The following is a 25,941-nucleotide window of genomic DNA, read 5'->3' as shown; positions in this document are numbered from 1 at the left end:
CATGACATCGAACGACGCTCGCGAGGGCACACCGCGTCTCGAGCCGTGGCTGCGTGACATCCTGCGGTGCCCGGTCACGGGCGCCGAGCTGGTCGACGGCGTCGGGCCCGACGGGTCGCCCGAGCTGCACTCGACCGACCCCGACAACCCGCTGGCCTACCCGGTGCGCGACGGCATCCCGGTGCTCCTCGCCGACGACGCCCGCCCGCTCACCCGCTGAGCCCACCCCGCCCGCACGAACCTCGCCCGCACCGAACCTCGCCCGACTGCCCGTCGGTGCTGACAGGAGAATCCCATGGCCCACGACGGCGGTAGCAGGGCGATCATCGCGGCGCTCGGCGCGAACCTCGGCATCGCAGCGACGAAGCTGGTCGCGTTCTTCCTGACCGGCTCGAGCTCGATGCTCGCCGAGTCCGTGCACTCGTTCGCCGACTCGGGCAACCAGCTGCTGCTGCTCGTCGGCGGCCGGCGGGCGCGGCGCGAGGCGGATGAGGCGCACCCGTTCGGGTACGGACGCGAGCGCTACCTCTACGCGTTCATCGTCTCGATCGTGCTGTTCAGCATCGGCGGCCTGTTCGCGCTGTACGAGGCCTGGCACAAGTGGGCCGACCCGCACCCGATCGAGTCGTGGCAGTGGGTCGCGCTCGCGGTGCTCGTCGCGGCGATCGGCATGGAGGGGTTCTCGTTCCGCACCGCGATCCACGAGTCCAACCGGACCCGCGGCGGGCTGTCGTGGGTCCAGTTCATCCGGACGGCCAAGGCTCCGGAGCTTCCCGTCGTCCTGCTGGAGGACGCCGGCGCGCTCGTCGGCCTGATCTTCGCGCTCGGCGGCGTGAGCATGACGCTCGTCACCGGGGACGGCCGCTGGGACGCCGCGGGCACCGCCAGCATCGGTGTGCTGCTCGTCGTCATCGCGGTCGTCCTCGCGCTCGAGACGAAGTCGTTGCTGCTCGGGGAGTCCGCCACGGCGGACGACGTCCGCGCGATCGAGGCCGCCCTTCTGGGTGAGGGCGTGGTCTCCGTGATCCACCTGCGCACCCTGCACCTGGGCCCCGAGGAGCTGCTGGTCGCGGCGAAGATCGAGGTCGACGGCGCCGAGACGGCCGCGCAGGTCGCGCTGGCGATCGATGTGGCCGAGCAGCGCGTACGCGCGGCGGTCCCGATCGCCCGGGTCATCTACCTCGAGCCGGACCTGCGGCGAGTCGCGGGCGCCACCGCGGACGACGCCGTTCAGGCGGGCGGCACCGGCACCCTCTGACGCCGGGCCAGCTGTCCGGTGAGGAAGGTCTCGACGACCGAACCCGGGAACCCGGAGGCGTCCAGCACGAGCTCGGGGAGCGGCTCGGCGCCCCAGCGGGCCAGCTCGCGCCGCAGCGCCGGTCGCCACACGGCCCCGTCGGGCACCGTGGCCACGGCCAGGACGACGACCGCGTACCCGGCACGCGCGTAGTCGACGGCATCCCGGGCGAGCCCGGTGACCCCCTGGCCCTCCTCGGGGTCGCCAGCGACGTGCGACGGGAGCTGCAGCAGCCCGAACCCGCACCGGCTCAGGATCGTGAGAATGTCCGGTGGGGCGAGCTCGAGGTGGGCGTATCGGGGCGCGTCCGGGTTGACCAGGCAGTCGGGGACGAGGGCGACGCCACGCCCGGCCACACCACCAGGCAGGCTCATCCGGCGAACCTCGTGGCGGACTGGCGCATGAACCGTCGCAGCTCGTGCACGGCGAAGGGCACCTCCGTGTCGGGGAGGCCGACGTCGAACCCGGTCGCGCGGGGGAACGGCAGGCCGGCCTCGGCGAACGCCGTGCGCAGCACCTCGATCCAGACCCCCTCGCCCGGCACCGGGACCGGGTCGTCGACGGTGGTCGGCCGACCGCCCCAGCCGGCCTCTCCCGAGGTGGTCCGAACCCCGCACGACGGGCTGCCGTCGACGCCGATGACCACCGCGTCGTACCCCGCGGCCCGGAACTGCTCCACCTGCCGCAGGACGGGCCCGGCCAGCCGCCGGCAGTGCGCCCGGAACCCGGGGGTGTCGAGCATCTCGCGGGACTGCCACCACCGTCGCACGCCGAGATGGCCGACCTCGGCGGCCGGCAGCTGGACCAGCTCGCACCCGAGGTCGCGCAGCGTGCTCACGACGGGCAGCACGGGTCCCCGCGACGCGGGGTGCCGGCCCGCGTCCGCGGCCGGGTTCAGCAAGCTGTGCGTGAGGAACGCGACCTGTCGGGTCGTCACGTCCGGTTCGAGCTCCATGTCCGCCTCCTTGCCGAGGCCACGAGCATCTACCAACGCAGTTACCCCTGCGCGGCGCCCGTGTGACATCCGTGTGACGTCGAGCGGCGGCGGCCCGACGCGGCGCCGCTGGCCGGTCGTCGGCGGGCTCAGACCTCGCTGACGCTGCCCGCATCGACGACCCAGCGACGGTTGACGCTCACGGCGTCGAGCATCCGCCGGTCGTGCGTGACGAGCAGCAGGGTCCCGGTGTAGCCCTCGAGCGCCGCCTCGAGCTGCTCGATGGCGGGCAGGTCGAGGTGGTTCGTCGGTTCGTCGAGCACCAGCAGGTTCACGCCGCGGGCCTGGAGGAGCGCGAGGGCCGCGCGGGTCCGTTCGCCCGGCGAGAGCGTCGTGACCGGTCGGAGCACGTGCGCCGCGCGCAGGCCGAACTTCGCGAGCAGCGTCCGGACGTCGCCGTCCGGCCAGTCGGGCAGCGCGCGCGCGAACGCCTCGAGCAGCGGTGACTGGGCCCCGGCGTCGAGCTGCGCCCGTGCCTGGTCGACCTCACCGATCGCGACGCTCGAACCGAGCGAGGCAGCCCCCGCGGTGAGCGGTGCACGCCCGAGGAGCGCATGGAGCAGCGTGCTCTTGCCCGACCCGTTGACACCGGTGATGGCGATCCGGTCACCCGCGTCGACCTGCAGGTCGATCGGACCGAGGGTGAAGGCGTCGCCCCCGTCTCCCCGTTCGCCGAGGCGCACGACGGCTCCCCGCAGCGTCGCGACGACGCTCGAGCTGCGTGGTGCGGCGGCGATCTCGTACTGCAGCTCCCACTCCTTCCGCGGCTCGGCGACCTCCTCGAGCCGTTCGATCATCCGGTCGGTCTGCCGGGCCTTGGCGGCCTGCTTCTCCGAGCCCTCGCGGCGGGCGTTGCGCAGGAGCTTGTCCGGGTCGCTCGCCTTGCGGACGGCGTTGCGCACGCCCTTGTCCATCCAGCCGCGCTGCATGCGACCGCGGGCCTCGAGGGACGAGCGACGGTCGGCGTACTCGTCGTACTCCTCGCGCGCGTGCTGCCGTGCGCGGGCGCGCTCCTCGAGGTAGGCGTCGTACCCGCCCCCGTACACCGCGACCTGCTGCTGCGCGAGGTCGAGCTCGACGACGCTGGTGACGCACCGGGCCAGGAACTCGCGGTCGTGGCTCACGACGACGATCCCGGCCCGCTGCGCGCTGACGAACGACTCGAGCCGGGCAAGACCGTCGAGGTCGAGGTCGTTGGTCGGCTCGTCGAGCAGCAGGACGTCGAACCGGGACAGGAGCAGCGCCGCGAGGCCGACGCGGGCCGCCTGCCCACCGGAGAGCCCCGTCATCGGGTGGGAGGGGTCCACGTCGAGGCCCAGGTCGGCGAGCACCGCGCCGGTCCGTTCCTCGAGGTCGGCGGCCCCGATCATCATCCAGCGGTCGAACGCGACGGAGTAGGCGTCGTCGGCACCGGGGACGCCCTCGGCCAGGCCGGCGGCGCTCTCGTCGAGCGCGTGCTGCGCGGCGCTCACCCCGGTGCGACGCGCGAGGTGGGCCGCGACCGACTCTCCCGGGATGCGCTCGGTCTCCTGCGGCAGCCAGCCCACCAGGGCGTGCGCGGGGGACAGGCTCACCGACCCGTCGTCGGGCGCCCGGAGCCCGGCGAGGAGCCGCAGCAGGGTCGACTTGCCGGCACCGTTCGCGCCGACGAGCCCGACGACGTCACCCGGGGCGACCACGAGGTCCAGCCCGGAGAAGAGCGTGCGGTCGGCGAGTAGGACGGCGAGGCCGCGGCCGACGAGGGTTGCGGTCATGGCGTCAGTCCACCGGGTCGGGGACGGCGTGCGGCAGGCGCGCGAGCATGGCGCTCTCCGCGGCATCACGCTGCTCCGCCCGGAGTGCGGCGGCGTGCTCCCGGTCGCGCCGCTCGGCGAGCACCGCGGCGAGAAAGTACTCGGGGTGCGTCCCTGCTGGCGGCAGCGGAGCGACGTACCGGGCGACCTGCGTCGCGAGGTCGGTCCCGAGCTGCACGCGGGAGGCCGGGTGCAGCGTGCTCGTGCGCCCGAGGAACTGCCGGACGCTGAGTGCGAGACCGTCGGGGAGCCGGCGCACGTCCGCGGTGCGCGCCCACCCGGCGAGCTGGGGCGGCATGTCGATCGTGGCGCGGGTCGGTGCCCGTCCGCGGAGCCGGATCGCGTACGTGCCCGCGAGCACGTCGCCGACGCGCTTGCCCTGCGGGTGCACGAGCGAGCAGATCAGCGCGACCGAGCCGACCGTCAACCACAGCTCGCCCACACCCACCAGCGCGCGGATGAAGGCCTGCCGGAACCGGACGGGGCCGCCGTCGTCGCGCACGATCCGGATGCCCATCGCGAGCTTGCCGAGCGAGCGGCCGCGCGTCGCGGTCTCGACGGTGGTCGGCACGACGACGGTGACGACGGCGATGAGCACGACGGACAGGATCCGTGCGCCGTTCGAGGTCAGGTTCAGCGCCGTCTGGGAGGCCACGATGACGACAGCGATACCCACGACCGCAAGCACCGCAACGTCGATGAGAGACGCGAGGAAGCGGGAGGCGAACGACGTCGGTCGCGTGTCGAGCAGCACGCCCTCGCCGGTGACGATGCCCTCGTCCATCGGTCTCCCTCTCCGAGTCGTGCGGTGCCCGCACTCCCGGAGCACGGAGGTGACCGGAGCGCGGATGCGCGGGACCGCGCTGTGGCAGGGTATCGGGCGTGGACCTCGATGCCTTCACCGCCGTGCGCGCGGGCTCCTGGGCGCGGCTCGACGAGCTCGCCCGACGGCGCAGGCTGACCGGTGCCGAGGCGGACGAGCTCGTGCGGCTCTACCAGGCGGCGGCGACCGACCTGTCGACGGTGCGCTCGAGCGCGCCGGACCCCGAGACCGTCACGCGGCTGTCCCAGCTGATCGCGCGCGCGCGTGCCCAGATCGCCGGCGCCCACGAACCCGCCTGGCGTGACGTGGCCCGGTTCCTCGTCGTCTCGCTGCCGGCGGCCCTCTACCGGATCCGCTGGTGGACGCTCGCGGTCACCGTGGCGAGCGTGGCGCTGGCTGTCGTCGCCGGGGTCTGGGTCGCGACCCAGCCCGACGCGCTCGCGGCCATGGGGACGCCGAGCGAGCAGAAGGAGTACGTCGACAACGCCTTCGCGTCGTACTACGCCCCGGGCGCCGGGTTCGCCGCGATGGTGTGGACCAACAACGCGTGGATCGCGGCGCAGGGCGTCGGGCTCGGGATCACGGGCGTCATGCCGGTGTTCGTCCTGGTCAACAACGCGGTGAACGTCGGCGCGACCGGCGGGATGATGGCCGCGCACGGCGAGCTCCCGATCTTCCTCCAGCTCATCGCCCCGCACGGCATGCTTGAGCTCACGGCGATCTTCGTCTCGATCGCCGCGGGGCTGCGGCTGTTCTGGACGTGGGTCGCACCGGGGCCGCGCACCCGGACCCGCGCGCTCGCCGAGGAGGGCCGGGCGCTGTTCACCGTCGCGCTCGGTCTCGTCGGCGTCCTGGCGGTCTCGGGGGTGATCGAGGGGTTTGTCACGGGGTCGGCGCTCCCGTGGGTGGTCAAGATCGCGATCGGGGCGGTGGCGCTCGCGGCGTTCTGGACCTACGTGCTCGTGCTCGGCCGCCGCGCGGCTGCGGACGGCGAGACCGGTGACCTCGAGGCGGACCAGGCCGGGTACTCGCTCGCGGTCGCCGCGTAGCCGTATCGGCAGCAGGACCGGCTCACCGCAGCGGAGGATCACCGCAACGCTGGCTCACCGCAGCGGCGCCCCACCTCGACGCGGCCTGGCAGCGGCCCGGACCGCGGCGCCGCGGTCCGGTCAGGGCGGCACCACCCGCACACGATGGTCGGCCGCGTCGTCCGCGACGAAGCGCACGAGGCCTTCGCCCTCGGCCGTCACCGCGCGGCTCGTCGTGGCGTCGAGCGCGTCGAAGGGGCGCAGCTCCAGCGTCGCGAGCTCGCGACGAGGACGCACCTGTCCGGTGTCGACGCGTTCGCGCGTGACCGTCCACGTCCCCGCGACACGCCCGTCTGCGAGGAACGAGCCGGGGAGCCCGCCGTTGAGGCTGGTGAGGCGCCGTCGATGCTCCTCGGAGATCACGCGCGTCCGGTCGGCGTGCGCGAGGAGCAGGTTGTCCAGGTCCGGCAGGAACCTGATCGGCGCGTCGACCGCGGGGTCGGGGCGCGGGGCGTCGGGCAGGTCGAACAGCTCCCGACCGGTCGCCGAGCCGGGACCCGGCTCGGCCCTGAACGTCACGAGCCGGTCACGGAGCTGATCGACCACCGACCGCAGGCCACCGAGCCCCGACCACTGCTGGACGTCGGCCACGCTCGCCGGGCCGAAGGCCGCGAGGAACCGCAGCACGAGCCGCTCGAGCTCGGCGGCGCGCGCGTCCGGGTCGGTGAGGTCGGGCGCGCTCTCCACGGCGGCCGGTCCGAACCAGGCGTCCGCCGTCGTCCACGTCGTCGCTCCGGACTGCCGCCACACCCCGCGCGGCGGCACCTGGACGAGCGGAAGGGTTCCGCGCGCTCCGTAGGCGAGCGTCGTGGGCGCGACGCGGGGCCACCGTTCGGCGAGCAGTCGGCCGAGCTCGGTCGTGGTCCGGGGCGACTCCTCCACGAGCGCACGGGCCGCGTTCGTCAGCTCGGCAAGCTCCAGCTGCCGCAACCCGGCGCCGTGCTGGGTGTTGAAGCGCAGGTCACGGGCGTACAGGGGCGACGCCAGGCCGGGGAGCACGAGCGCGTCCGCGGCAGTCACGAGGTGGATCGTGCCGCGCATGACGGCGATCCGCGCGGCTCGGCGGCTCTCGAGAGCCGCACCGATGTCAGCGTGCCGGAAGCCCTCGAGGCGGCTCCAGAGGGCCGTGTACGGGCTCGGCGGGTTCTGCGCCTGCAGGCCGACCAGGTGGTCGACGAGGTCGAGGGCCGGCCCGGTGGCGCGCGCGAGCAGGTGCTGGCGCGCGAGCAGCGCACGGTTCAGCGCGGCGCGGGTCAGGAGCGGGGCATCGACCGTCGGCACACCGCGACGTTACCGAGCGGCCCTGACACCGGCACGGCTCGCCGCCGGATGGCGCCCCGCTGGCGAGCGGCGGGCCCGGCTACAGGCGCCCGGCAGCCTTGAGCGCGAGGTAGGTGTCGGCGAGCCGCGGGGCCAGGTCGTCGGGCAGTGCGTCGACGATCTCGACGCCACGCTGCCGCAGCCGCACACCGACCGCGGCACGCTCAAGCCCCGCGCGCTCGGCGGCTGCGGCGTCGAACACCTCGGCAGCGTCGCGGCGACCGGTGCGCAGCTCCTCGACCTCGGGGTCGCGGACCGAGGCGAGCACGACGCGGTGGCGTTCCGTGAGCTGCCCGACCACGCCGAGCAGGCCCTGCTCGACCGCCGCAGGCTCGAGGGTGGTCAGGAGCACCACCAGCGAGCGTTGGGTCAGTCGCGCACGGACGACCTCGACGGCACCCGGCCAGTCGGTCTCGACGAGCGTGGGCTCGACGCCGGCCAGCGCGTCGGCGATCGCGGGCATGAGACGTGGACCGCTCACGCCCGCGACCCTGGCGCGCACCCGCCGGTCGAACGCGACGAGCTCGACGCGGTCACCGGCACGGGAGGCGAGAGCGGCGAGCAGCAGCGCGGCTTCGATCGACGCGTCGAGGCGCGGGGCGTCGAGCACGCGGGCGGCCGAGGTGCGGGAGGTGTCGAGCACGATCAGCACGCGGCGGTCGCGCTCCGGGCGCCACGTCCGCACGACGACGTCGTTACGGCGGGCCGTCGCGCGCCAGTCGATCGACCGGACGTCGTCACCGATGACGTACTCGCGCAGCGAGTCGAACTCGGTCCCCGCACCTCGCAGCTGCACGGCCGCGCGCCCATCGAGCTCACGCAGCCGCGCGAGCCTGCTCGGGAGGTGCCGCCGGGAGGCGAACTCGGGCAGCACGCGTAACGTCGCGGGCACGTCGAGCGAGACCTGGCGCCCTGCGAGCCCGAGCGGTCCGACCGTGCGGATCGTCACGCGGTCGGCGTGCCGGTCGCCGCGACGCGTCGGGACGAGCGACGTCACCAGTCGGCGACCGTCGCCGGGCGGGACGTCGACCTGGTGCCTGTTGGGGCCGGCACCGGCCGACGGCTGCCACGCGTCGCGGACCGTCGCGCGCAACCTCCGCGGGCCGACGTTGGTGACAGTCACGGTCGACGTCGCCGGCTGGGTGAGCCGGACCGAGCCGGGCACGGTGCGCGTCACCGCCACGAGCCGCGGGGAGGCAGCCAGGCCGGCGTCGAGGGCGCACGCGATCGCGACGACGACTGCCCAGAGCAGCACCGTGCCAGGAACGGGCACGACGAGCACGGCCGCGATCCCGAGCGCGGCGAGCGCGACGGCCCGCCAGGTGATCGCCACGGCTCAGCGGGGGACCGGCACGGAGGCGAGCACCGTGTCGAGCACGCTCTCGGTGCTGACACCCTCGAGCTCCGCCTCGGCGCGCAGCTGGACCCGGTGCCGGAGGGTCGGGTGCGCGAGCGCCTTGACGTCGTCGGGAGTGACGTACCCACGGCCGGAGAGCCACGCCCACGCGCGGGACGTCGCAAGCAGCGCGGTGGCGCCACGCGGGGACACCCCGAGCGAGAGGGACGGCGACTGGCGGGTCGCCCGGCACACGTCGACCGTGTACCCGAGGACCTCGCGCGAGATCTGCACCCGAGCCACCTCGGCGCGGGCCCGGGCGAGCACGTCGACGCCGGCCGCGGGCCTGACCCCGGCCCCGGCGAGGTTGCGCGGGTCGAACCCGCCGGCATGCCGAGCGAGGATCTCGATCTCCTGGTCGCGCTCGGGCAGCGGCAGCGTGAGCTTGAGCAGGAACCGGTCGAGCTGCGCCTCGGGGAGCGAGTAGGTCCCCTCGTACTCGATGGGGTTCTGCGTCGCGATGACGAGGAACGGGTCCGGCAGAGCGCGCGGCAGACCGTCGACGGTGACCTGTCGCTCCTCCATCGCCTCGAGCAGCGACGCCTGGGTCTTCGGCGGCGTCCGGTTGATCTCGTCGGCCAGCAGCAGGTTGGTGAACACCGGGCCCGCGCGGAAGGAGAACTCGGCGGTCCGCGCGTCGTACACGAGCGAGCCCGTCACGTCGCCCGGCATGAGGTCCGGGGTGAACTGCACCCTCTTGGTGTCGAGGTCGAGCGCTGCCGAGAGCGAGCGCACGAGCAGCGTCTTGGCGACGCCCGGCACCCCCTCGAGCAGCACGTGGCCGCGGCACAGGAGCGCGATGACCAGACCGGTGACGGCGGCGTCCTGCCCGACGACCGCCTTCGCGACCTCGGCCCGGACGGCGCCGAGCGCGTCGCGCAGCTCTTGCGACGGTGTCGGACCGGTGGCGGGCGACAGGGCGGGCGACATGGCAGGGGACAGGGCGACCCCGCTCGTGTCGTGCACGGTCGGCCACGGGGTCTTCGGGTGTTCCTCGGTCACGATCGGTGAACCTCGCTCTCCAGCTCGTCGAGCCTGCGGGCCAGCTGTGCCAGCCCGACATCGTCGGTCGGTGGTGGTCCGTACAGCAGTGCGGCGACCTCGTTGCTCGGTCGACCGGTCGCGCGGGCGAGGGCGTCGATGACCGCGGGGGCGCCCGCCGTCCGGGGCAGCCCGACCCGCGCGGCCGCCCGCGTCGCGGCACCGGCCCGCAGCGCTGCGGCCGCATGGCCGTACGAGCGGGACCGACGGTACAGGCGGCCGCGACCGCGCGTCGTCTCGGCCGACCGCACCGTGACGGGCAGCGGCTCGGTGACGACCCGACCGAGCCGTCGCGCGCGCCAGACCCCGGCGACGACCGCGATGAGCAGCAGCTCGAGCGCCAGCACCGGTGCGACAGGGGGCAGCAGATCGGTGAGCGACGGGCCGGTCATCGTGTCCGAGCCGGTGTCAGCCAGCGACGGGACGTACCAGGTGAGGTGCTCGTGGCGGCCGAGCGCCCGCAGGACGAGCGCGGCGTTGCCGTCGTCGGTGATGCGGTCGTTGCTCACCACGCTCGCGTCGGCGAACGCCGTGATGCGCCGGGTGCCCTCGACGACGAGGTAGGCGCCGTTGCTCCGCTGCTCGGTCGCGGCCGGGAAGCAGACGGTCGCGGACGGCCCGAGCGCCTCGAACCCGTCCGCGGTGCCGGACATGGTGCCCGCGGCCTGCGCGTCGGGGTCGGCGCACTGCGGCGTCCGCGGCGCGGTCGAGACCGCGTCGGGGGCCCAGGACGTCGTGGCGGCGTCGGTCACGGCGTCGAGCAGGTAGCCGGGCGCGAGCAGGACCAGGTCGGCGCCCGTCTGCGCGAGACGGTCGATCTGGTCGGGGCCCAGCAGGTAGTCGCTCGTCACGAGGAGTGTCGTTCCGGCCGTCGCGTGCGCCGTCGCCGACGCCGTCGTGCGCACGTAGTCGATGGTGACGCCCTGCCGTCCGAGCACCTGGGCGACGGCGCGCGCACCGATGCCCTGCGGGTTGTCCGGGGCGAGCGGGGTGGACGAGGTGCGCGGCTCGGGCAGCGCCGCGAGCAGAGCGGTGAGCAGGATGACGCCGACGACTGCCAGCGGCCAGCGCGCGCGCCGCCATCGGCTGCGGGCCCGGGTCCGCGCCGTCGTGCCGTCGCCGACGACCGGAGCGGGACCGGTCACGGTCGCCGCGTTCACGTCGGCCCCCCGCCGTGCGTGCCTGCCTCGGACGGTGTCGAGATCCCCGCCGACACCCTGGCGCGCGCGACGGAGTCGTCGAGACCACGCAGCCACGTGTCGTCGGTGGCGTCGGCGGGCCCGTCGCCGTAGACCACGTCGTCGAACCGGCGCGCCGCGCGGCGCAGGTCCGCGTCCAGCTCGGGCAGTCGCGCTGCCGCGGCGTCGACCGCCTCGTCAGCGGTTCGACCCGGTCGGTCGTCGAGCACCGTGCGCTGCTCCAGGTCGCGCACGATCGCACGGAACCGTTCGGCGACGGCGAGGCCCCAACGACCCTGGTTCGCGGCCTCGTCGGCGGCGGCCCGGAGCTCAGCAGCCGTGCGACGGTCGTCCCCTGCGCGCAGCGCGCCGGCGGCGCGCACCCGGCGGGAGCGGCGCACCGGACCGGCCACCCAGAACGCGAGCACGGCGACGACCAGCAGGACGCCGACGACGACGGCCGCGACGACCAGCGACGGGGCGCCGAACCGCGGCGCTCCCTCGAACTGCTGCTGGAGCCAGTCGAGGAAGCGCTGCAGGAGGCTGCGGCTGCGGTGGTACACGGGATCGAGCAGCTCGTCCTCGAGCCATGAGCGCGCCTCGTCCGCGCCCGGGGTCACCGGGACAGCGGACGCGACGAACGCGAGGAGCCGGTCGCTCACGCGGCCGTCTCTGCGGCCCGCGCCAGCTCGACGTCGAGGCCCTCACGGCGCATGCGCACGTCGATGTAGAGCAGCGCGATGACCGCGGCGGAGAACACGGTCGACAGCGTCTGCGCGACGACGGAGCCGGCCGAGGTGAGCGCGATCTGCCCGAACGAGGTCATCGTCGGGTCCTGGAACAGGACCATCGACAGGAGGGTGACCGGGTAGACGATGATCGAGGCGACGACGCCGACGATCACCTGCACGAGCAGGTAGATGCCGAACAGCCGCCAGAAGCTGCCCCGGGTGAGGAGCCAGGCCCGCCGGACGGTGGCCCAGAACCGAGCCCCTTCGAGCATGAGTGCGGCCGGGACGAGCAGCGTCCGCACGGTGACCCACACGACCCCGACCGCGAGCGCGAGCCCGCCGGCGAGCGCGACGGCGGCGAGCGCGCCCCACTGCTCCTGGCTGGCGAGCAGCGCGATCGAGCCGCCGTACAGGGCGAAGGCGACGGACCAGGCGAGCCCGAGCAGCACCGTGAAGCCGACCACCCACCAGATGCGCCCGCGCGCGATCCGGTTGACCTCACCGACGCTGATCTTCTGGCCGATGACCGACCGGCTCACGGACACGATCAGCAGGCCGGTCAGGAGGGTCGTCGCGAGCGCGACGAACGGTGTGGTGAGGATGGTCGCCAACGACGGCCCGAACTGGTCCGCGAGCCCGAGCTCGCCGGTCGGGTCCGCGGATCGCGCGAGGTCGTCGAGCGCGCCCGCGATCAGCCCGCCGACGTACCAGGTCAGGACGGCCTGGATCGCGACGACGACCGCCACGACCGCCGCGCTGAGGCCGAACATCACGCGCGGGTTCGCCCGGATCGCGCGGAAGGACCCGTCGAGGATCTCGCCGAGACCCAGGGGGCGCAGCGGGACGATGCCGGGCTGCAGGGCCGGGGGACGCCAGGCCGGGACCCCGTACCCCGAGGGCGGGCCGGGCTGACCGTAGCCGGGGCCACCGTAGCCGGGCCCTCCGTAGCCGGGGGCGGGCCCCCAGCCGGGTGGCTGCGTGGACCCGGGGGCCGGTCCCCACCCTGGCGCCGGTGGGACACCCGGCGCCGCTGGTCCACCCGGAGCAGGCGGTCCGACCGGCCCTGCTCCCGGCGCAGCAGCGCCCGGCCCACCAGGCGGAGGGCTGCTCGGGTTCGGGAGCGCCCAGCCCGGCGGCCGGGGCGTGTCCTCGTGCGGGGTGGTCATCGCGGGTGCTCCTGGTTCGTGGTCGGCTCCATCGTGGATCTTCGCAGGTCCGACGCCCTGGCGTGCCGCTGTCGGCCTGTCGAGGTTCGATCCGGCCCGACCGGCACATCGTGCCACGCCGTGCTGCGCCGGCGCCGGGGTTGCTGCTGCCTCGTCCGACGCCGACGCCGGGGTGAGTTCGGGCCGCTCGGGCCGCGCGGAGGGGTGATCTGCGCCCGGACGTCCCCATGGATCGGGTACGCGATGCGATCATGTGCGCATGAAGGGTCGAGTGCTCGTCGTCGACGACGACACCGCGCTGGCGGAGATGATCGGGATCGTGCTGCGCTCGGAGGGGTTCGAGCCGGTGTTCTGCGCGGACGGCGACGGTGCGCTGGCCGTGTTCCGGGCGTCGCAGCCAGATCTGGTGCTGCTCGACCTGATGCTCCCGGGCAAGGACGGCACCGAGGTGTGCCGGCTGATCCGGGCCGAGTCGGGTGTGCCGATCGTCATGCTCACGGCCAAGACGGACACCGTCGACGTCGTCCTGGGGCTCGAGTCGGGGGCGGACGACTACATCTCGAAGCCGTTCAAGCCCAAGGAGCTCATCGCGCGGGTGCGCGCGCGGCTGCGGCGCAGCGACGACCCGGCGCCCGAGCACCTGGGGATCGGTGACCTGACGATCGACGTCACGGGCCACCGGGTCACGCGCTCCGGCACCCCGATCTCGCTGACACCCCTGGAGTTCGACCTCCTCGTGGCTCTCGCACGCAAGCCGTGGCAGGTCTTCACGCGCGAGGTGCTCCTGGAACGCGTCTGGGGCTACCGGCACGCGGCCGACACGCGCCTCGTGAACGTGCACGTGCAGCGCCTGCGCTCGAAGATCGAGGCGGACCCGGAGCGGCCCGAGATCGTCGTCACCGTCCGCGGCGTCGGGTACAAGGCGGGCGTCACGCCGCAGTGAGTGCGACGGGGTCAGCGCGCGCGCGACGGGCGTGGCGCCTCATCCGCGTCCGGCTCGCCCGCCGACCGCGGGCATTCGCTCGCTCCTGGCGCTCCTCGCTGCAGCTGCGCGTCATCGCCACGACCCTCGCGATCGGTCTCGCGACCCTCGCCGGCCTCGGTGTGTACCTGTCCGACCGGATCCGCAACGGGCTGTTCACGCAACGTGTCGACCAGGTGCTCGAGGAGAGCGCCCGCGGCACCCAGCAGGCGCAGGCGACCTTCGACTCGTCGACGGCGACCACCTCGACCGAGGTCCAGCAGCTCATCAACGACGTCGTCCTGGCGCTCAGCTCGGGCGGCTCGGGCGATCGCGAGGTCTTCATGCTCCGGGCTCCCGGTCAGGCCATGCCTGTCCTGGTGATCCCGATGGCATCGGACTCGAGCCTCGTCTCGTTGATCGGCCCGGACCTGCGCGCGCAGACGCAGGCGGGCAAGGGGCAGCGCTGGCAGTCGGCCGCGTGGCCGTCCGCGACGGTCACCGAGGCCGGCGCGCCGAGGGTCGAGCCTGCGGTCGTGGTCGGCCAGACGGTCACCGTCCCCGTGGCGGGCACCTACGAGCTCTACTTCCTGTACAGCCTGCAGTCCGAGCAGGAGCGGCTCGCGTTCCTCCAGCGGATGCTCGCGATCGCGGGGGCCGCGCTCGTGGTGCTGCTCGGCACGATGACCTGGATCGTCACCCGGCAGGTCGTCCGGCCCGTCCGGATCGCGGCGGAGGTCGCGGAGCGCCTCGCAGACGGTCACCTCGAGGAGCGCATGCCGGTGCGCGGTCAGGACGAGCTCGCGACCCTGGGCCGTTCGTTCAACGAGATGGCGGAGAGCCTCCAGGAGCAGATCATCCGCATGGAGCAGCTCGGTGCGCTCCAGCGCCGCTTCGTGTCCGACGTGTCCCATGAGCTGCGCACCCCGCTCACGACCATCCGCATGGCGGGGGAGGTGCTGCACGCCTCGCGCGCCGACTTCGAGCCCGGGATCAAGCGGTCGGCCGAGCTGCTGCTCATGCAGATCGACCGGTTCGAAGACCTGCTCGTCGACCTCCTGGAGATCAGCAGGTTCGACGCCGGTGCGGCCGTGCTCGACGCCGAGGGCCGGGACGTGCGCGATGCCGTGACCGCTGTGGTCGAGCAGTCCGTCCCGCTCGCGGAGCGCAAGGGTTCGTGGCTGAGCGTCGTCCTGCCGGAGCAGCGCTGCCAGGCCGACATCGACCCTCGTCGGGTCGAACGCATCTTGCGCAACTTGCTGGTCAACGCGATCGAGCACGCGGAGGGCACGACGGTCGAGGTCACCCTGGCAGCCGATGCCGAGGCGGTCGCGGTCACGGTGCGCGACACGGGGGTCGGGATGACGCGCGAGGAGAGCGAGCACGTCTTCGACCGGTTCTGGCGCGCCGACCCGGCGCGGGCGAGGACGACCGGCGGCTCGGGGCTCGGGCTCGCCATCTCGCTCGAGGACGCGCACCTGCACGGCGGCTGGCTCGAGGTCTGGAGCCGCCCGGCGCAGGGTGCGTGCTTCCGGCTCACGCTGCCACGGCGCGCCGGGATCCGGCTGACCGGGTCGCCGCTGCCGCTCGAGCCCGCGCGGCCGCCGGACGTCGCAGCCCCCGTCGAACGCACGGGGGCCGATCCGGCCGCCCTGCCCGACCTCGAGCCGGACACCGACCTCGACCACCTGGACGCCCGATGACCACCACGCGCAGGCCTGTCCGCCGCACCGCCGTGCTTCCCCTGGTCGCGGCGCTCGTGGTGGTGCTCCTCGGTGCGTGCGCGGCGATCCCCACGTCGGGCGCGGTCGGTGTCGGCGTCAACGAGGTGAGCGAGCCCGGCCCGCTCAGCCCGCTCGGTGAGCGGCCCGACCCCGGCGCGGGGCCGGTGGCGATCGTCCAGGGGTTCCTCACGGCGAGCGCGGCCGGCTTCAGCCGCGACCCGAGCGCCGACGTGAACAACGACTTCAGCGTCGCGCGCGAGTACCTCGCTGGGGAGGCCCGCGGCACCTGGCGACCGCGCGAGCGCGTCGTGGTGTACCCGACGTCGTCGATCCCCGAGATCACGCTGGTCTCCGACACGCAGGTCCAGGTCAAGCTCACCGTGGCGGCACGGATCGACGCGAACGGCCAGTACGCCGAGGCGGTGCCGGGAGCCCAGGAGTCGCTGGTCTTCGACCTCGTCGAGGACAGCTCCGGGCAGTGGCGGATCTCGGTGCTCGACGACGGCGTCGTGCTGTCCGCACCGAGCTTCGAGCAGGTGTACCGGTCGGCCGCGATCTACTTCCTGTCTCCGGACAACAGCTACCTCGTGCCCGACGTCCGGTGGTTCCCGGTGCGCAACCTCGCGACGTCGGTCGTGCAGGCACTGCTCGCAGGCCCGTCGGCGTGGCTTCGGGACGGTGTGCGGACGGCGGTCCCGGACAGCGTCGAGCTCACCCCGGACGCCGTGCCGATCGCTGCCGACGGCACGGCCGTGGTGGGCCTGTCGGGGGCGGCCCTGGCCGATGCGGACGAACGCGCCCTGCTGCTCGCGCAGATCGAGGCGACGCTCCGGATCCCCCGCGTGAGCGGGGTCGAGGTCACGGCGGGAGGTGTCCCGCTCACGACGACGCCGGCCGTGCTGGAGAGGGGTATCGCCTCCGACGAGCCGCTCGAGGCTCTGCAGGGCGACGTCCTGACGACGATGTCGAAGGGCGCGCTGGTGCCCGTCGACGGCGTGGGCTCGCTGGCCGGTCTGGCGGCTCACGACCCTGCGCGCGACGAGGCCGGCACGTTGCGCGTCCTGCTGTCGGGCACCGACTCGCTGGTGCTGGCGCCCACCGTCGACGCGCCCGCGAAGGCTCTGCTCCAGGCGCCGGGGCTCGTGGCGCCGTCGGTGGACCGGCTCGGCTGGGCGTGGACGGCGCACACCGGGGCGACCGGCTCGCTCGACGCGGTCAGGGCCGACGGGCAGCTCGTCTCCGTGGGCGCCGACTGGCTCGTGGGACGGACGGTGCGGTCGTTGCGGGTCTCGCGGGACGGCACCCGGATCGCGGTCGTGTCCAGCGGGCCGGACGGCCTCACGCTCGACGTCGCGGCCGTGATGCGGGACGACAAGGACCGACCGCAGCAGCTCGGCGCGGCGCTGGGTGTCGGCTCCACGCTCGTCGATGCGACCCGCGTCGTCTGGGTCGACGACTCGACCCTCGGCGTCCTCGGCCGATCCGGAGCGGCGACTGCCGCGGCCTACCACCTCGTGCCGCTCGCCGGGCAGACGCGCGCCCTGCCCACCCTCGAGGACGCGGTGACGATCGCCGGCGGCAAGGGTGAGCGCGCGCTGTACGCAGCGACCTCCGACGGGCAGCTGTTCTGGCGGTCCGGGCAGAGCTGGGTGGTTGCCTCGACGGGTGCGCGGGACCCGTACCTGCCGGGCTGAGACCTGCAGGGCCGAGTCGACCCGGCCCTGTGGACGGGGTCGGCACGTCGGCCGCCGAGCCGGGCACTCTGAGGGCATGCCGACTGCCACGACGCGGAGCGACGGACGGGCGCCTCGGACGCCCGTGAGGATGCTGGGCGGGCTGGTCGGCGCGGTCGCCGACCTGGGCGGGCTCGTCCTGCCGGTGTCCTGCCCGGGGTGCGGTGCCTACGACGAGGTCGTGTGTGCCGAGTGCCTCGCCCTCCTCTGCGGCCCTCCGTGGAGGTGCGAGGCGGGGGCCGGACGGCTCGACCGGATGGACGGGCGCCCGCTGCTGCCGGTGTGGACGCTCGCCTCCTACACCGGGCCGCTGCGTGAGCTCGTCGTCGCCTGGAAGGACCGGGGGCGTGCAGACGTCGGCGGCCGGTTCGAGCAAGCGCTCGACCGAGGTGTTCGCGAGCTCGTTCCTGCCCTCCGGGCCGGGACGACCGATGCGCTGCTCGTCGTGCCTGCGCCGTCCTCGGCGGCCGCGCGACGGCGCCGGGGGGACGACGTCGTCGGACGCCTCGCGCGGGCCACGGCTCGGGCGTGCTCGACCGAGGGCCTTGCTGCGGTCGCCGTGCCGGTCCTGGTCCGTCGCGGCCGGGGCCGCGACCAGGTCGGGCTCGGGGCGCGGGCCCGCTCCCGCAACCTCGCGGGGCACGTCGTCGTCCGGCGCGCCTCGACCTCCTCGATCCGCGGGCGCTCGGTCCTGCTGCTCGACGACGTCCTGACGACGGGAGCGACGTTGGCCGCCTGCGAGCAGGCGCTCGGGCTCGCCGGCGCCGTCGTGATCGGCGCCCTGACGATCGCCGCGACGCCTTCACCCGGTCGAACCGCGGGGCGAGTGGAAGTTGGCGCGGACCCGGTCTAGCGTGAGTCAACGAACCGACGGTATCGGGGAGCGACAGCACGTGGACCGCACAGGTCCACGGAGCGGGGCCCCCGGTGCGGGAGGAGGTGGTGCCGGTCGTTCGCCCCGCGGGGCGCCCCCAGCACGTCACCGGGCGGTAAGCAAATCTCGCCCTTCCCTCCAGGAGGTTCACATGGAGATCGTGGTCACAGGCCGTCACACGGAGGTCCCGGAGAGGTTCCGGCTGCACGCCGTCGACAAGCTCGCCAAGCTCGATCTGCTCGCCCCCCAAGCCCAGCGCATCGACGTCGAGGTGACGCACGAGCGCAACCCCCGTCAGGCGGAGAGTGCCGAGCGCGTCGAGCTGACAGTCGTCGACAAGGGTCCTGTGATCCGCGCCGAGGCATGCGCGGACGACCGGTATGCGGCGCTCGACCTTGCCCTTGCGAAGCTCCAGGAACGCCTGCGCAGGTCGCGCGACCGGCGCAAGGACCACCACGGCAACGCGACGGTCCCACCCGTCGACGTCCGTCCCGCGCCTCCTGAGGAAGACGTGGCCGGTGTGCCGGCCCCGCACGTGCCCGGCGACGTCACGGAGACGACCCTGGGTGACTCGCCCGTCGTCATCCGCGAGAAGGTCCACGCCGCCAAGCCGATGACGGTCGATGACGCGCTCTACGAGATGGAGCTCGTCGGGCACGACTTCTACCTGTTCATCGACATCGAGACCGCACAGCCGTCCGTCGCCTACCGGCGTCGCGGCTGGAGCTACGGAGTGATCAAGCTTGACAGCCCGGTCGCTCTGCCCGGTGGCCAGGACAGGTCGGCAGCTGCCAGCTGAACCTGCGCAGCCCGCACGGATCGCCCAGCACCGCCCGCCGACCGACCGGTCGACGGGCGGTGCTGCGTCGTCCGGGTGCCCCGCGGGCCGGGGACGTGGTGGTTCGTGTCGGGGGTGCCGGGCAGGATGAGCGTGTGCCGCTCACGTCGTCGACCCTCTCGCTCGCCCAGGCCCGCCGCGTCGCCCTGCGTGCGCAGGGGCTCGACCGTCCGCGCGCCGCCAGGACCGCGCCGGCCACGATGCGTCAGTTCCAGCAGGTCGTGGACCGGGTCGGCCTGCTGCAGATCGACTCGGTCAACGTGCTGGCGCGCGCGCACCTGATGCCGGTGTTCTCCCGGGTCGGCCCGTACGACACCGCCCTGCTCGACCGCGCCGCCGGCGACGCGCCCCGCCGCCTGGTGGAGACCTGGGCCCACGAGGCGTCGTACGTCCCACCCGCGACGTACCCGCTGCTCGGCTGGCGGCGGCGCGACTACCTGTCGACCGCGTGGGGCATCATCCGCGACGTCCCGCTGCAGCACTCGGGGCTTGTCACCGAGATCCGCGCGCTCGTCGCCGCCCACGGCCCGATGACCGCGAGCCAGGTGCAGGTGTTCTACGAGGCGGATCATCCGCGCAGCCGCACCGGGTGGGGCTGGAACTGGACGGCCGCCAAACGCGTCCTGGAGTTCCTGTTCTTCACCGGCGAGGTCACCCCGGCACGGCGCAACGCCTCGTTCGAGCGCTGCTACGACCTCACCGAGCGGGTTCTTCCCGCCGACGTGCTCGCACGTCCCGCGCCCAGCGACGCCGATGCCGTCCGCGCGCTCGTCGAGATCTCGGCGCGAGCGCACGGCATCGGCTCGCTGCGCTGCCTCGCCGACTACTCCCGGATCTCCACGGCCCGCGCCACGCCGGCCGTCGCGGACCTCGTCGAGGCGGGCACCCTCGTCCCGGTGGCGGTCGAGGGGTGGAACCGCACGGCGTACCTGCACCGGGACGCGGCACTGCCGCGCCGTGCGCATGGCCGGGCGCTCCTGAGCCCCTTCGACCCGCTCGTGTTCGAGCGGCGCCGGGTCGAGGAGCTGTTCGGGCTGCGCTACCGCATCGAGATCTACGTCCCGGCCGACAAGCGCGTGCACGGCTACTACGTCCTGCCGTTCCTCCACGGCGACCGTCTCGCGGCCCTCGTCGACCTCAAGGCCGACCGGCGGGCAGGCGTGCTACGGGTGCACGCGGCGCACAGCGTCCCGGCGGGTGTTGGTCGAACCGACCCCGACGTCCCAGCGGCGCTCGCGGCCGAGCTGCGGCTGCTGGCGGACTGGCTCGGGCTCGGCGAGGTGGCGATCGGGACGCCGGGCTCCGGCGCGCTCGGGGACCTTGCTCCCGCGCTGGTCGCGGCGCTCGCGACCGCCCACGACGTCGCGCGCTGACGGCCCGGGGCAGCGCCGCGACCCGAGATCTTCGTCGCCCGCGTGCAGGCTCGCCTACGATGGTCGGGCCCGGCCGAGCGGTCGGGTCAGCTCAGCTCGCTCCGACGCCGCGCGCGCGGAGCGCGAACACGTCGGGAGTCACGCGTGCCTGCGATCCTCGAGAAGGTCCTGCGCCTCGGCGAGGGCCGGATCGTCAAGAAGCTGTCCGGCATGGCCAACCAGGTCAATGCGCTCGAGGACAGCTTCCACAGCCTGTCCGACGCGGAGCTCCGGGAGGAGACCGACCGCTTCAAGGCGCGGCTCGCCGACGGTGAGAGCCTCGACGACCTGCTGCCTGAGGCGTTCGCGGCAGTGCGTGAAGCGTCGCGCCGGACGCTCGGCCAGCGCCACTTCGACGTGCAGCTCATGGGCGGTGCGGCCCTGCACCTCGGGAACATCGCCGAGATGAAGACCGGTGAGGGCAAGACGCTCGTCGCGACCCTCCCGGCCTATCTCAACGCGCTGTCCGGCAAGGGCGTGCACGTCGTCACGGTCAACGACTACCTGGCGAGCTACCAGTCCGACCTCATGGGTCGCGTCTTCCGGTTCCTCGGCATGTCGACCGGCGTGATCCTGTCGAACCAGACGCCCGCCGAGCGGCGTGAGCAGTACGCGGCCGACATCACGTACGGCACGAACAACGAGTTCGGTTTCGACTACCTGCGCGACAACATGGCGTGGACGACCGACGAGCTGGTCCAGCGCGGTCACAACTTCGCGATCGTCGACGAGGTCGACTCGATCCTCATCGACGAGGCCCGCACCCCGCTGATCATCTCGGGCCCGTCGTCGGGCGACGCGAACCGCTGGTACGGCGAGTTCGCGAAGGTCGCGCGGCGACTGACCGCCGAGCACGACTACGAGGTCGACGAGAAGAAGCGGACCGTCGGCGTCCTCGAGCCCGGGATCGCCCGCGTCGAGGACTACCTCGGGATCGACAACCTCTACGAGTCGCTCAACACGCCGCTCATCGGCTTCCTGAACAACGCGATCAAGGCCAAGGAGCTGTTCAAGCGCGACAAGGACTACGTCGTCATGAACGGCGAGGTCCTCATCGTCGACGAGCACACCGGGCGCATCCTGCCGGGACGCCGCTACAACGAGGGCATGCACCAGGCGATCGAGGCCAAGGAGGGCGTGGCGATCAAGGCCGAGAACCAGACGCTCGCCACGATCACGCTCCAGAACTACTTCCGCCTGTACGGCAAGCTCGCCGGGATGACCGGCACCGCCGAGACCGAGGCCGCCGAGTTCCAGGGCACGTACAAGCTCGGCGTCGTGCCCATCCCGACGAACAAGCCGATGCGCCGCCTCGACCAGGGTGACCTCGTCTACAAGAACGAGTCCGCCAAGTTCGACGCGGTCGTCGTGGACATCGTCGAGCGGCACGCCAAGGGGCAGCCGGTCCTCGTGGGCACGACGAGCGTCGAGAAGAGCGAGCTGCTCTCGGCGAAGCTCAAGAAGCTGGGCGTGCCGCACGAGGTCCTGAACGCCAAGCAGCACGCACGTGAGGCGTCGATCGTCGCGCAGGCCGGGCGCAAGGGTGCCGTGACGGTCGCGACGAACATGGCCGGTCGCGGTACCGACATCATGCTCGGCGGCAACGCCGAGTTCATGGCCGTCGCGGACCTCGCCGCACGCGGCCTCGACCCGGCGGATGACGCGGTGGAGTACGAGGCCGCGTGGCCCGACGCTCTCGCGAAGGCCGTGGAGGCGGTCGCCTCCGAGCACGACGAGGTCGTCGACCTGGGTGGCCTGTACGTGCTCGGCACCGAGCGCCACGAGTCGCGGCGCATCGACAACCAGCTGCGTGGACGGTCCGGGCGCCAGGGCGACCCGGGGGAGTCGCGGTTCTACCTGTCGTTGCAGGACGACCTGATGCGATTGTTCAACTCGGGGCTCGCGGAGTCGCTCATGACCCGCGCCGGCTTCCCGGACGACCTTCCGCTCGAGTCGAAGCTCGTGACCCGCGGGATCCAGAGCGCGCAGTCGCAGGTCGAGGCGCGCAACTTCGAGATCCGCAAGAACGTCCTCAAGTACGACGACGTGATGTCCCGTCAGCGCACCGTGATCTACGACGAGCGTCGACGCGTCCTGGAGGGCGAGGACCTCCAGGAGCAGATCCAGCACTTCTCTCGCGACGTTCTCGCGGCGTACATCACGGGTGCCACGAACGCCGGGCGCCCCGAGGAGTGGGATCTCGACGCGCTCTGGGTCGCGCTCCGCGGCGTGTACCCGATCACGATCACGCCGGACGAGGTCGTCGAGCAGGCGGGCGGTCCGACCCGCCTCAGCACCGAGCTGATCGAAGCCGAGGTGGTCTCGGACGCGACGCACGCCTACGCCGAGCGCGAGGCCCTGATCGGCGAGGAGAACATGCGTCAGCTCGAGCGACGGGTCGTCCTGTCGGTCCTCGACCGCAAGTGGCGCGAGCACCTCTACGAGATGGACTACCTCAAGGAGGGCATCGGCCTGCGCGCCATGGCCCAGCGTGACCCGCTCATCGAGTACCAGCGCGAGGGGTTCCAGCTGTTCGGGGCCATGACCGACGCCATCAAGGAGGAGTCGGTCGCGTACCTGTACAACCTCGAGGTCAAGGTCGCCGAGCCGGAGGCCGAGGAGGGTCAGGTGACGGCCCAGTCGGCCGCCCAGGCCGCTCTCGGGGCCGGAGCCGCCGCAGCCGGACCGCGCCCTGACGGTGGCGAGGCGCCGTCGGTCACGCCGGCCGCGGTCGAGTCGGGACCGCAGCGCACCCGACGCCCGACGATCGTGGCGAAGGGCATCGACGGCCCGGAGCGGCGCGCGCCCCTGCAGTACTCGGCGCCGAGCGTCGACGGCGACGCGGGAGCGGCGGGCGCTGCATCCGCCGCAGCAGGGTCGGACGACGCGGGTGCAGGAGCAGCCGGCAGCAACCGCGAGGAGCGCCGCAAGGCGGCCAAGCAGCAGCGTCGCCGCGGCTGATCGTCAACCGGCACAGGCCCGTCCCCTCGGGGGCGGGCCTGCGCCGCGCCTGGAGCCGTGTCGCACGGCTGCGCCCTGCGCACCGGGTCAGCCGATCTCGAGCGCCACGGCCCGCCACGCCCCACGCCACGACTCGAGCCTGACGGCGACGGCCCGCACCCGATGGCCGTCGTCGACCACGACGCTCGCCTCGGCGACGTGCTCGCCGATGCGGCACACGCGCACACGCCGGACCTCGGGGCGGCGCGACGCCGCTCGTGCACCGAGCACGCGAACGGTCAGCGCGGCGCGCGTGCTGAGCGCCTCGTAGACCTCGGGGGTGACCCATCGGGCCAGCTGGGCCACGGAGCGGATCCCCGCGAGCGACTCGACCGCGGCCAGGACGAGCGAGCAGCACACGGACGTCGGGTCACCGGTCGGCACGGGCCCGACGGCTGACTCGGCCGTGGCTGCGGCCCGCTCGGCGGCGAGCGCTGCGCGACGGCGGGCGAGGACACGCTCGTCGAGCGTCGGCGGACGGGAGTGGCCCGGGCCGGCGGGTGCGGTCAGCCGGGGGAGCGGCGCCAGGCTCGGGACGAGGCGAGCCCGGACGGGTGTCGGTGACTCGGCCCGTCGGCCTGCGCAGGCGGCAGGGTTCTCGCCGACGCCGCCACGACTGACGCGGCCGACATGACTCGACTGAGCGGTGGGCGCGGGATCCGGCGCGGCGTCCGGCTCGGCCAGGTCGTTGGTCTGTGCCGGCGTCGAGGGGCGGTCGTGCGCCGGCCCCACGCTCGCCCGCGCGCCGACGATCGCGGTGAGACCGACGATGGCGGACTCGGCGGCTGTGAGCGTCAGGGGATCGTTCGTGATGCCCGCGCGGTCCAGGGTCAGGGTGGTCATGAGGCACCGTCCGTCGAGGTCGTGGTGGGGGCGTGCAGCACCTGGCCGGGTTGGAGCAGGTCGGGGTCGTCGCCGATGAGTGCGGCGTTGGTGGCGTACCAGGCGGGCCAGGCCGAGGCGATGTCGGCGGCTCCCGCGTCGCTCGGCAGCGCTCTCTGGGCGATGTGCCAGAGCGTGTCGCCCGGCTGCACGATCACGCTGTCCGTGGGTGCCGTGGGTGCCGTGGGTGCCGTGGGTGCGTCCGGCCCGCTCGCGACCGAGCTGACCGTCGTGGCGGCGGCCGGTGCGGTGCCTTCCGCCGAGCGGGGCGTGGCTACCACGACGGGATCCACGGTCGCCGTCGTGGCTGTCGCGGACCATCCGAGGTCGAGGTCGCCGGGCGCTGCCGCGGTCGCGCCGGTGGCCGCGGACAGCCCGATGCCTGCCCCGACGGCGAGGACGAGCGCCCGGCGCACGAGGTCCGGCGCGCAGCGGGCGACCAGCCGCTCGCCGGCGCGCCAGGTGACGCCTGCGGCGCGACCGGTGGCGCACGCCGTCGCGACGACGAGGGACAGGGCGAGCCAGCCCGCGAGGCCGACGCCGACGACGAGCACCCCGGTCTCGACCAACCGGTCGACGCTCGCGCCCGCGAGGCCGTCGGTGAGCACGGCGTCGAGGCGTGCCGCGATCCCGACGGTGAGCCCTGACGCGGCGACGAGGCCGAGCCAAAGCACGCCGAGCGCGGCAGGCGCGGTCTGTGAGCGTCGCCGCGGGTCGGTGGGGGTGGTGCCGGTCGGTCGCATGGCCGCCTCCGTCGTTCATCGCATTTGATGTCGTTTGATGATGCCTGGTGCGACTAGGTGTAGTGCATCAACCGGGCGGCGTCTAGAGGGTGTCCACAATCGGACATCTCCGACATGCGATTGACCGGGGTGCCCTACCGTGAGCGCATGCGCTGGGAGGCCCTGTTCGCCGACATGGAGGCGCAGCTCGATGCGGCCCGGACCGCCGACCTCGCCGCCGAGGTCGTGGAGCTGACCCGCGCGGAGCGAGCGACCGTCGCCGTGGCCGACCGGTTCCGGGCAGCGCACGGGGCCCAGCTGACCGTGCGCACCCACGGTGGCGAGCAGGTCAGTGGCGTCCTCCGGGACGCAGCCACGCAGTGGATCCTGCTCGATGTGCAGGGCCGGAGCTCACTCGTCCCGCTCGGTGCCATCACTGCGGTCCGCGGCCTGCCCCGGCACTCCGCGGGTGCGGGCGGGGTCGTCGAGCGACGCCTGACGCTCGGCCATGCCCTGCGTGCGCTCGCGCGCGACCGGGTCGTCGTGCAGGTCGTGACCGACGGCGGCGAGCTCGCCGGACGGGTCGAGCGGGTCGGCGCCGACCACCTCGACCTCGCGGCCGGTCATGTCGAGTCGCGCGACGGCGAGCTGTGGGCTGTGCCGTTCGCGGCCATCCTCGTCGTTCGATCGAGCTGAGCCTCGGGCGTCAGTCGACGAGCAGCCCGTCCACGTGTGCGCCCGGACCGGGCGAGGTGTCGTGGTCCGTCTCGATCCGCGCGCGGGTCTGCTGGTACATCCGCTGGATGTAGTTCTCGAGCTCCGTCGCCTCGATGCGCCACTGGAGGCGCCCGCCGATCTGGATCGCGGGGAGCTCACCCGAGCGGACGAGGGCGTAGGCCTGAGGTGCGGAGATGTTCAGCACCTCCATCACGTCGGCGAGCGTGAGGAACCGAGAAGCCATGACCGAA

Annotated in this window: 24 protein-coding genes; 11 read left to right on the top strand and 13 right to left on the bottom strand. The window is 73.6% G+C overall.

Features of this window, described 5'->3' with window-relative positions:
* Position 1: 1 nt before the first annotated feature.
* Both DDP54_RS02690 and DDP54_RS02685 read left to right on the top strand, forming a co-directional pair.
* Positions 2-220, top strand: a complete 219-nt coding sequence (locus DDP54_RS02690) for a hypothetical protein (protein WP_109130445.1) — start codon at positions 2-4, stop codon at positions 218-220.
* A gap of 75 nt (positions 221-295) precedes the next feature.
* Positions 296-1,258 (top strand): cation diffusion facilitator family transporter, encoded by a 963-nt coding sequence (locus DDP54_RS02685; protein ID WP_109130444.1) that lies wholly within the window; start codon positions 296-298, stop codon positions 1,256-1,258.
* Here DDP54_RS02685 and DDP54_RS02680 read toward each other — a convergent pair.
* From DDP54_RS02680 to DDP54_RS02665, 4 genes are all read right to left on the bottom strand, one after another.
* A complete protein-coding gene (locus DDP54_RS02680; RefSeq protein ID WP_146192343.1) occupies positions 1,231-1,671 on the bottom strand; it encodes a hypothetical protein in 441 nt (146 codons plus the stop codon). The genes DDP54_RS02685 and DDP54_RS02680 overlap by 28 nt on opposite strands.
* Positions 1,668-2,252 carry a hypothetical protein gene (locus DDP54_RS02675; RefSeq protein ID WP_109130442.1) on the bottom strand — a complete coding sequence of 195 codons (585 nt, stop codon included), beginning with the start codon at positions 2,250-2,252 and terminating at the stop codon, positions 1,668-1,670. The genes DDP54_RS02680 and DDP54_RS02675 overlap by 4 nt, the downstream gene beginning before the upstream one ends.
* A gap of 128 nt (positions 2,253-2,380) precedes the next feature.
* Positions 2,381-4,045, bottom strand: a complete 1,665-nt coding sequence (locus DDP54_RS02670; RefSeq protein ID WP_109130441.1) for an ABC-F family ATP-binding cassette domain-containing protein — start codon at positions 4,043-4,045, stop codon at positions 2,381-2,383.
* Between the two features lie 4 nt (positions 4,046-4,049).
* Positions 4,050-4,868: an RDD family protein gene (locus DDP54_RS02665; RefSeq protein WP_109130440.1), complete on the bottom strand. Its 819-nt coding sequence runs from the start codon at positions 4,866-4,868 to the stop codon at positions 4,050-4,052.
* A 98-nt stretch (positions 4,869-4,966) separates the two neighbouring features.
* On the opposite strand from DDP54_RS02665, the gene DDP54_RS02660 reads away from it, so the two are divergent.
* Complete coding sequence (locus DDP54_RS02660; RefSeq protein ID WP_109130439.1) at positions 4,967-5,956, top strand: stage II sporulation protein M; 990 nt, start codon at positions 4,967-4,969, stop codon at positions 5,954-5,956.
* 120 nt (positions 5,957-6,076) lie between these two features.
* Here DDP54_RS02660 and DDP54_RS02655 read toward each other — a convergent pair whose 3' ends face one another.
* From DDP54_RS02655 to DDP54_RS02630, 6 genes are all read right to left on the bottom strand, one after another.
* Positions 6,077-7,276: a winged helix DNA-binding domain-containing protein gene (locus DDP54_RS02655; protein ID WP_109130438.1), complete on the bottom strand. Its 1,200-nt coding sequence runs from the start codon at positions 7,274-7,276 to the stop codon at positions 6,077-6,079.
* A 79-nt stretch (positions 7,277-7,355) separates the two neighbouring features.
* Entirely contained in the window at positions 7,356-8,648 is a 1,293-nt protein-coding gene (locus DDP54_RS02650) for a DUF58 domain-containing protein (protein ID WP_109130437.1), read from the bottom strand.
* 3 nt (positions 8,649-8,651) lie between these two features.
* A complete protein-coding gene (locus DDP54_RS02645; RefSeq protein WP_109132298.1) occupies positions 8,652-9,641 on the bottom strand; it encodes a MoxR family ATPase in 990 nt (329 codons plus the stop codon).
* Positions 9,642-9,709: 68 nt separating this feature from the next.
* Positions 9,710-10,897: a DUF4350 domain-containing protein gene (locus tag DDP54_RS02640; RefSeq protein ID WP_109132297.1), complete on the bottom strand. Its 1,188-nt coding sequence runs from the start codon at positions 10,895-10,897 to the stop codon at positions 9,710-9,712.
* Positions 10,898-10,908: 11 nt separating this feature from the next.
* Entirely contained in the window at positions 10,909-11,592 is a 684-nt protein-coding gene (locus DDP54_RS02635) for a DUF4129 domain-containing protein (protein ID WP_109130436.1), read from the bottom strand.
* Positions 11,589-12,827, bottom strand: a complete 1,239-nt coding sequence (locus DDP54_RS02630; RefSeq protein WP_109130435.1) for a hypothetical protein — start codon at positions 12,825-12,827, stop codon at positions 11,589-11,591. The genes DDP54_RS02635 and DDP54_RS02630 overlap by 4 nt, the downstream gene beginning before the upstream one ends.
* A gap of 259 nt (positions 12,828-13,086) precedes the next feature.
* On the opposite strand from DDP54_RS02630, the gene mtrA reads away from it, so the two are divergent.
* From mtrA to secA, 7 genes are all read left to right on the top strand, one after another.
* Entirely contained in the window at positions 13,087-13,770 is a 684-nt protein-coding gene (gene mtrA, locus DDP54_RS02625; protein WP_109130434.1) for an MtrAB system response regulator MtrA, read from the top strand.
* Entirely contained in the window at positions 13,767-15,491 is a 1,725-nt protein-coding gene (gene mtrB / locus DDP54_RS02620; RefSeq protein ID WP_242448176.1) for an MtrAB system histidine kinase MtrB, read from the top strand. Before mtrA ends, mtrB begins: the two co-directional genes overlap by 4 nt.
* Positions 15,488-17,206, top strand: coding sequence for an LpqB family beta-propeller domain-containing protein (locus DDP54_RS02615; RefSeq protein WP_109130433.1), 1,719 nt, complete (start codon positions 15,488-15,490; stop codon positions 17,204-17,206). The genes mtrB and DDP54_RS02615 overlap by 4 nt, the downstream gene beginning before the upstream one ends.
* Positions 17,207-17,282: 76 nt before the next feature.
* Positions 17,283-18,098 carry a phosphoribosyltransferase family protein gene (locus tag DDP54_RS02610; protein WP_242448175.1) on the top strand — a complete coding sequence of 272 codons (816 nt, stop codon included), beginning with the start codon at positions 17,283-17,285 and terminating at the stop codon, positions 18,096-18,098.
* Positions 18,099-18,270: 172 nt separating this feature from the next.
* Positions 18,271-18,918 carry a ribosome-associated translation inhibitor RaiA gene (gene raiA, locus DDP54_RS02605; protein WP_109130431.1) on the top strand — a complete coding sequence of 216 codons (648 nt, stop codon included), beginning with the start codon at positions 18,271-18,273 and terminating at the stop codon, positions 18,916-18,918.
* A 134-nt stretch (positions 18,919-19,052) separates the two neighbouring features.
* Positions 19,053-20,330, top strand: coding sequence for a crosslink repair DNA glycosylase YcaQ family protein (locus DDP54_RS02600; RefSeq protein WP_242448174.1), 1,278 nt, complete (start codon positions 19,053-19,055; stop codon positions 20,328-20,330).
* A 144-nt stretch (positions 20,331-20,474) separates the two neighbouring features.
* Entirely contained in the window at positions 20,475-23,330 is a 2,856-nt protein-coding gene (secA, locus tag DDP54_RS02595; RefSeq protein WP_109130430.1) for a preprotein translocase subunit SecA, read from the top strand.
* An 87-nt stretch (positions 23,331-23,417) separates the two neighbouring features.
* Here the strand turns inward: secA and DDP54_RS02590 are convergent, their stop codons facing one another.
* Positions 23,418-24,212 (bottom strand): Rv3235 family protein, encoded by a 795-nt coding sequence (locus tag DDP54_RS02590; protein ID WP_109130429.1) that lies wholly within the window; start codon positions 24,210-24,212, stop codon positions 23,418-23,420.
* The gene (locus tag DDP54_RS02585) at positions 24,209-24,994 is read right to left on the bottom strand and encodes a LysM domain-containing protein (RefSeq protein WP_109130428.1); all 786 of its coding nucleotides are present in this window, start codon (positions 24,992-24,994) and stop codon (positions 24,209-24,211) included. The genes DDP54_RS02590 and DDP54_RS02585 overlap by 4 nt, the downstream gene beginning before the upstream one ends.
* A gap of 147 nt (positions 24,995-25,141) precedes the next feature.
* Between DDP54_RS02585 and DDP54_RS02580 the strand changes: the two genes are divergently transcribed.
* Complete coding sequence (locus DDP54_RS02580) at positions 25,142-25,669, top strand: hypothetical protein (RefSeq protein WP_146192342.1); 528 nt, start codon at positions 25,142-25,144, stop codon at positions 25,667-25,669.
* A 10-nt stretch (positions 25,670-25,679) separates the two neighbouring features.
* On the opposite strand, the gene DDP54_RS02575 is transcribed toward DDP54_RS02580, so the two are convergent.
* Positions 25,680-25,934, bottom strand: a complete 255-nt coding sequence (locus DDP54_RS02575) for a helix-turn-helix domain-containing protein (RefSeq protein WP_109130426.1) — start codon at positions 25,932-25,934, stop codon at positions 25,680-25,682.
* Positions 25,935-25,941: the final 7 nt, after the last annotated feature.

Origin of the sequence: Cellulomonas sp. WB94, assembly GCF_003115775.1 — a bacterium.
Taxonomy (GTDB): domain Bacteria; phylum Actinomycetota; class Actinomycetes; order Actinomycetales; family Cellulomonadaceae; genus Cellulomonas_A.
Note: the sequence above shows the minus strand (reverse complement) of the source record. Positions and strands in the feature narration are given on the sequence as shown.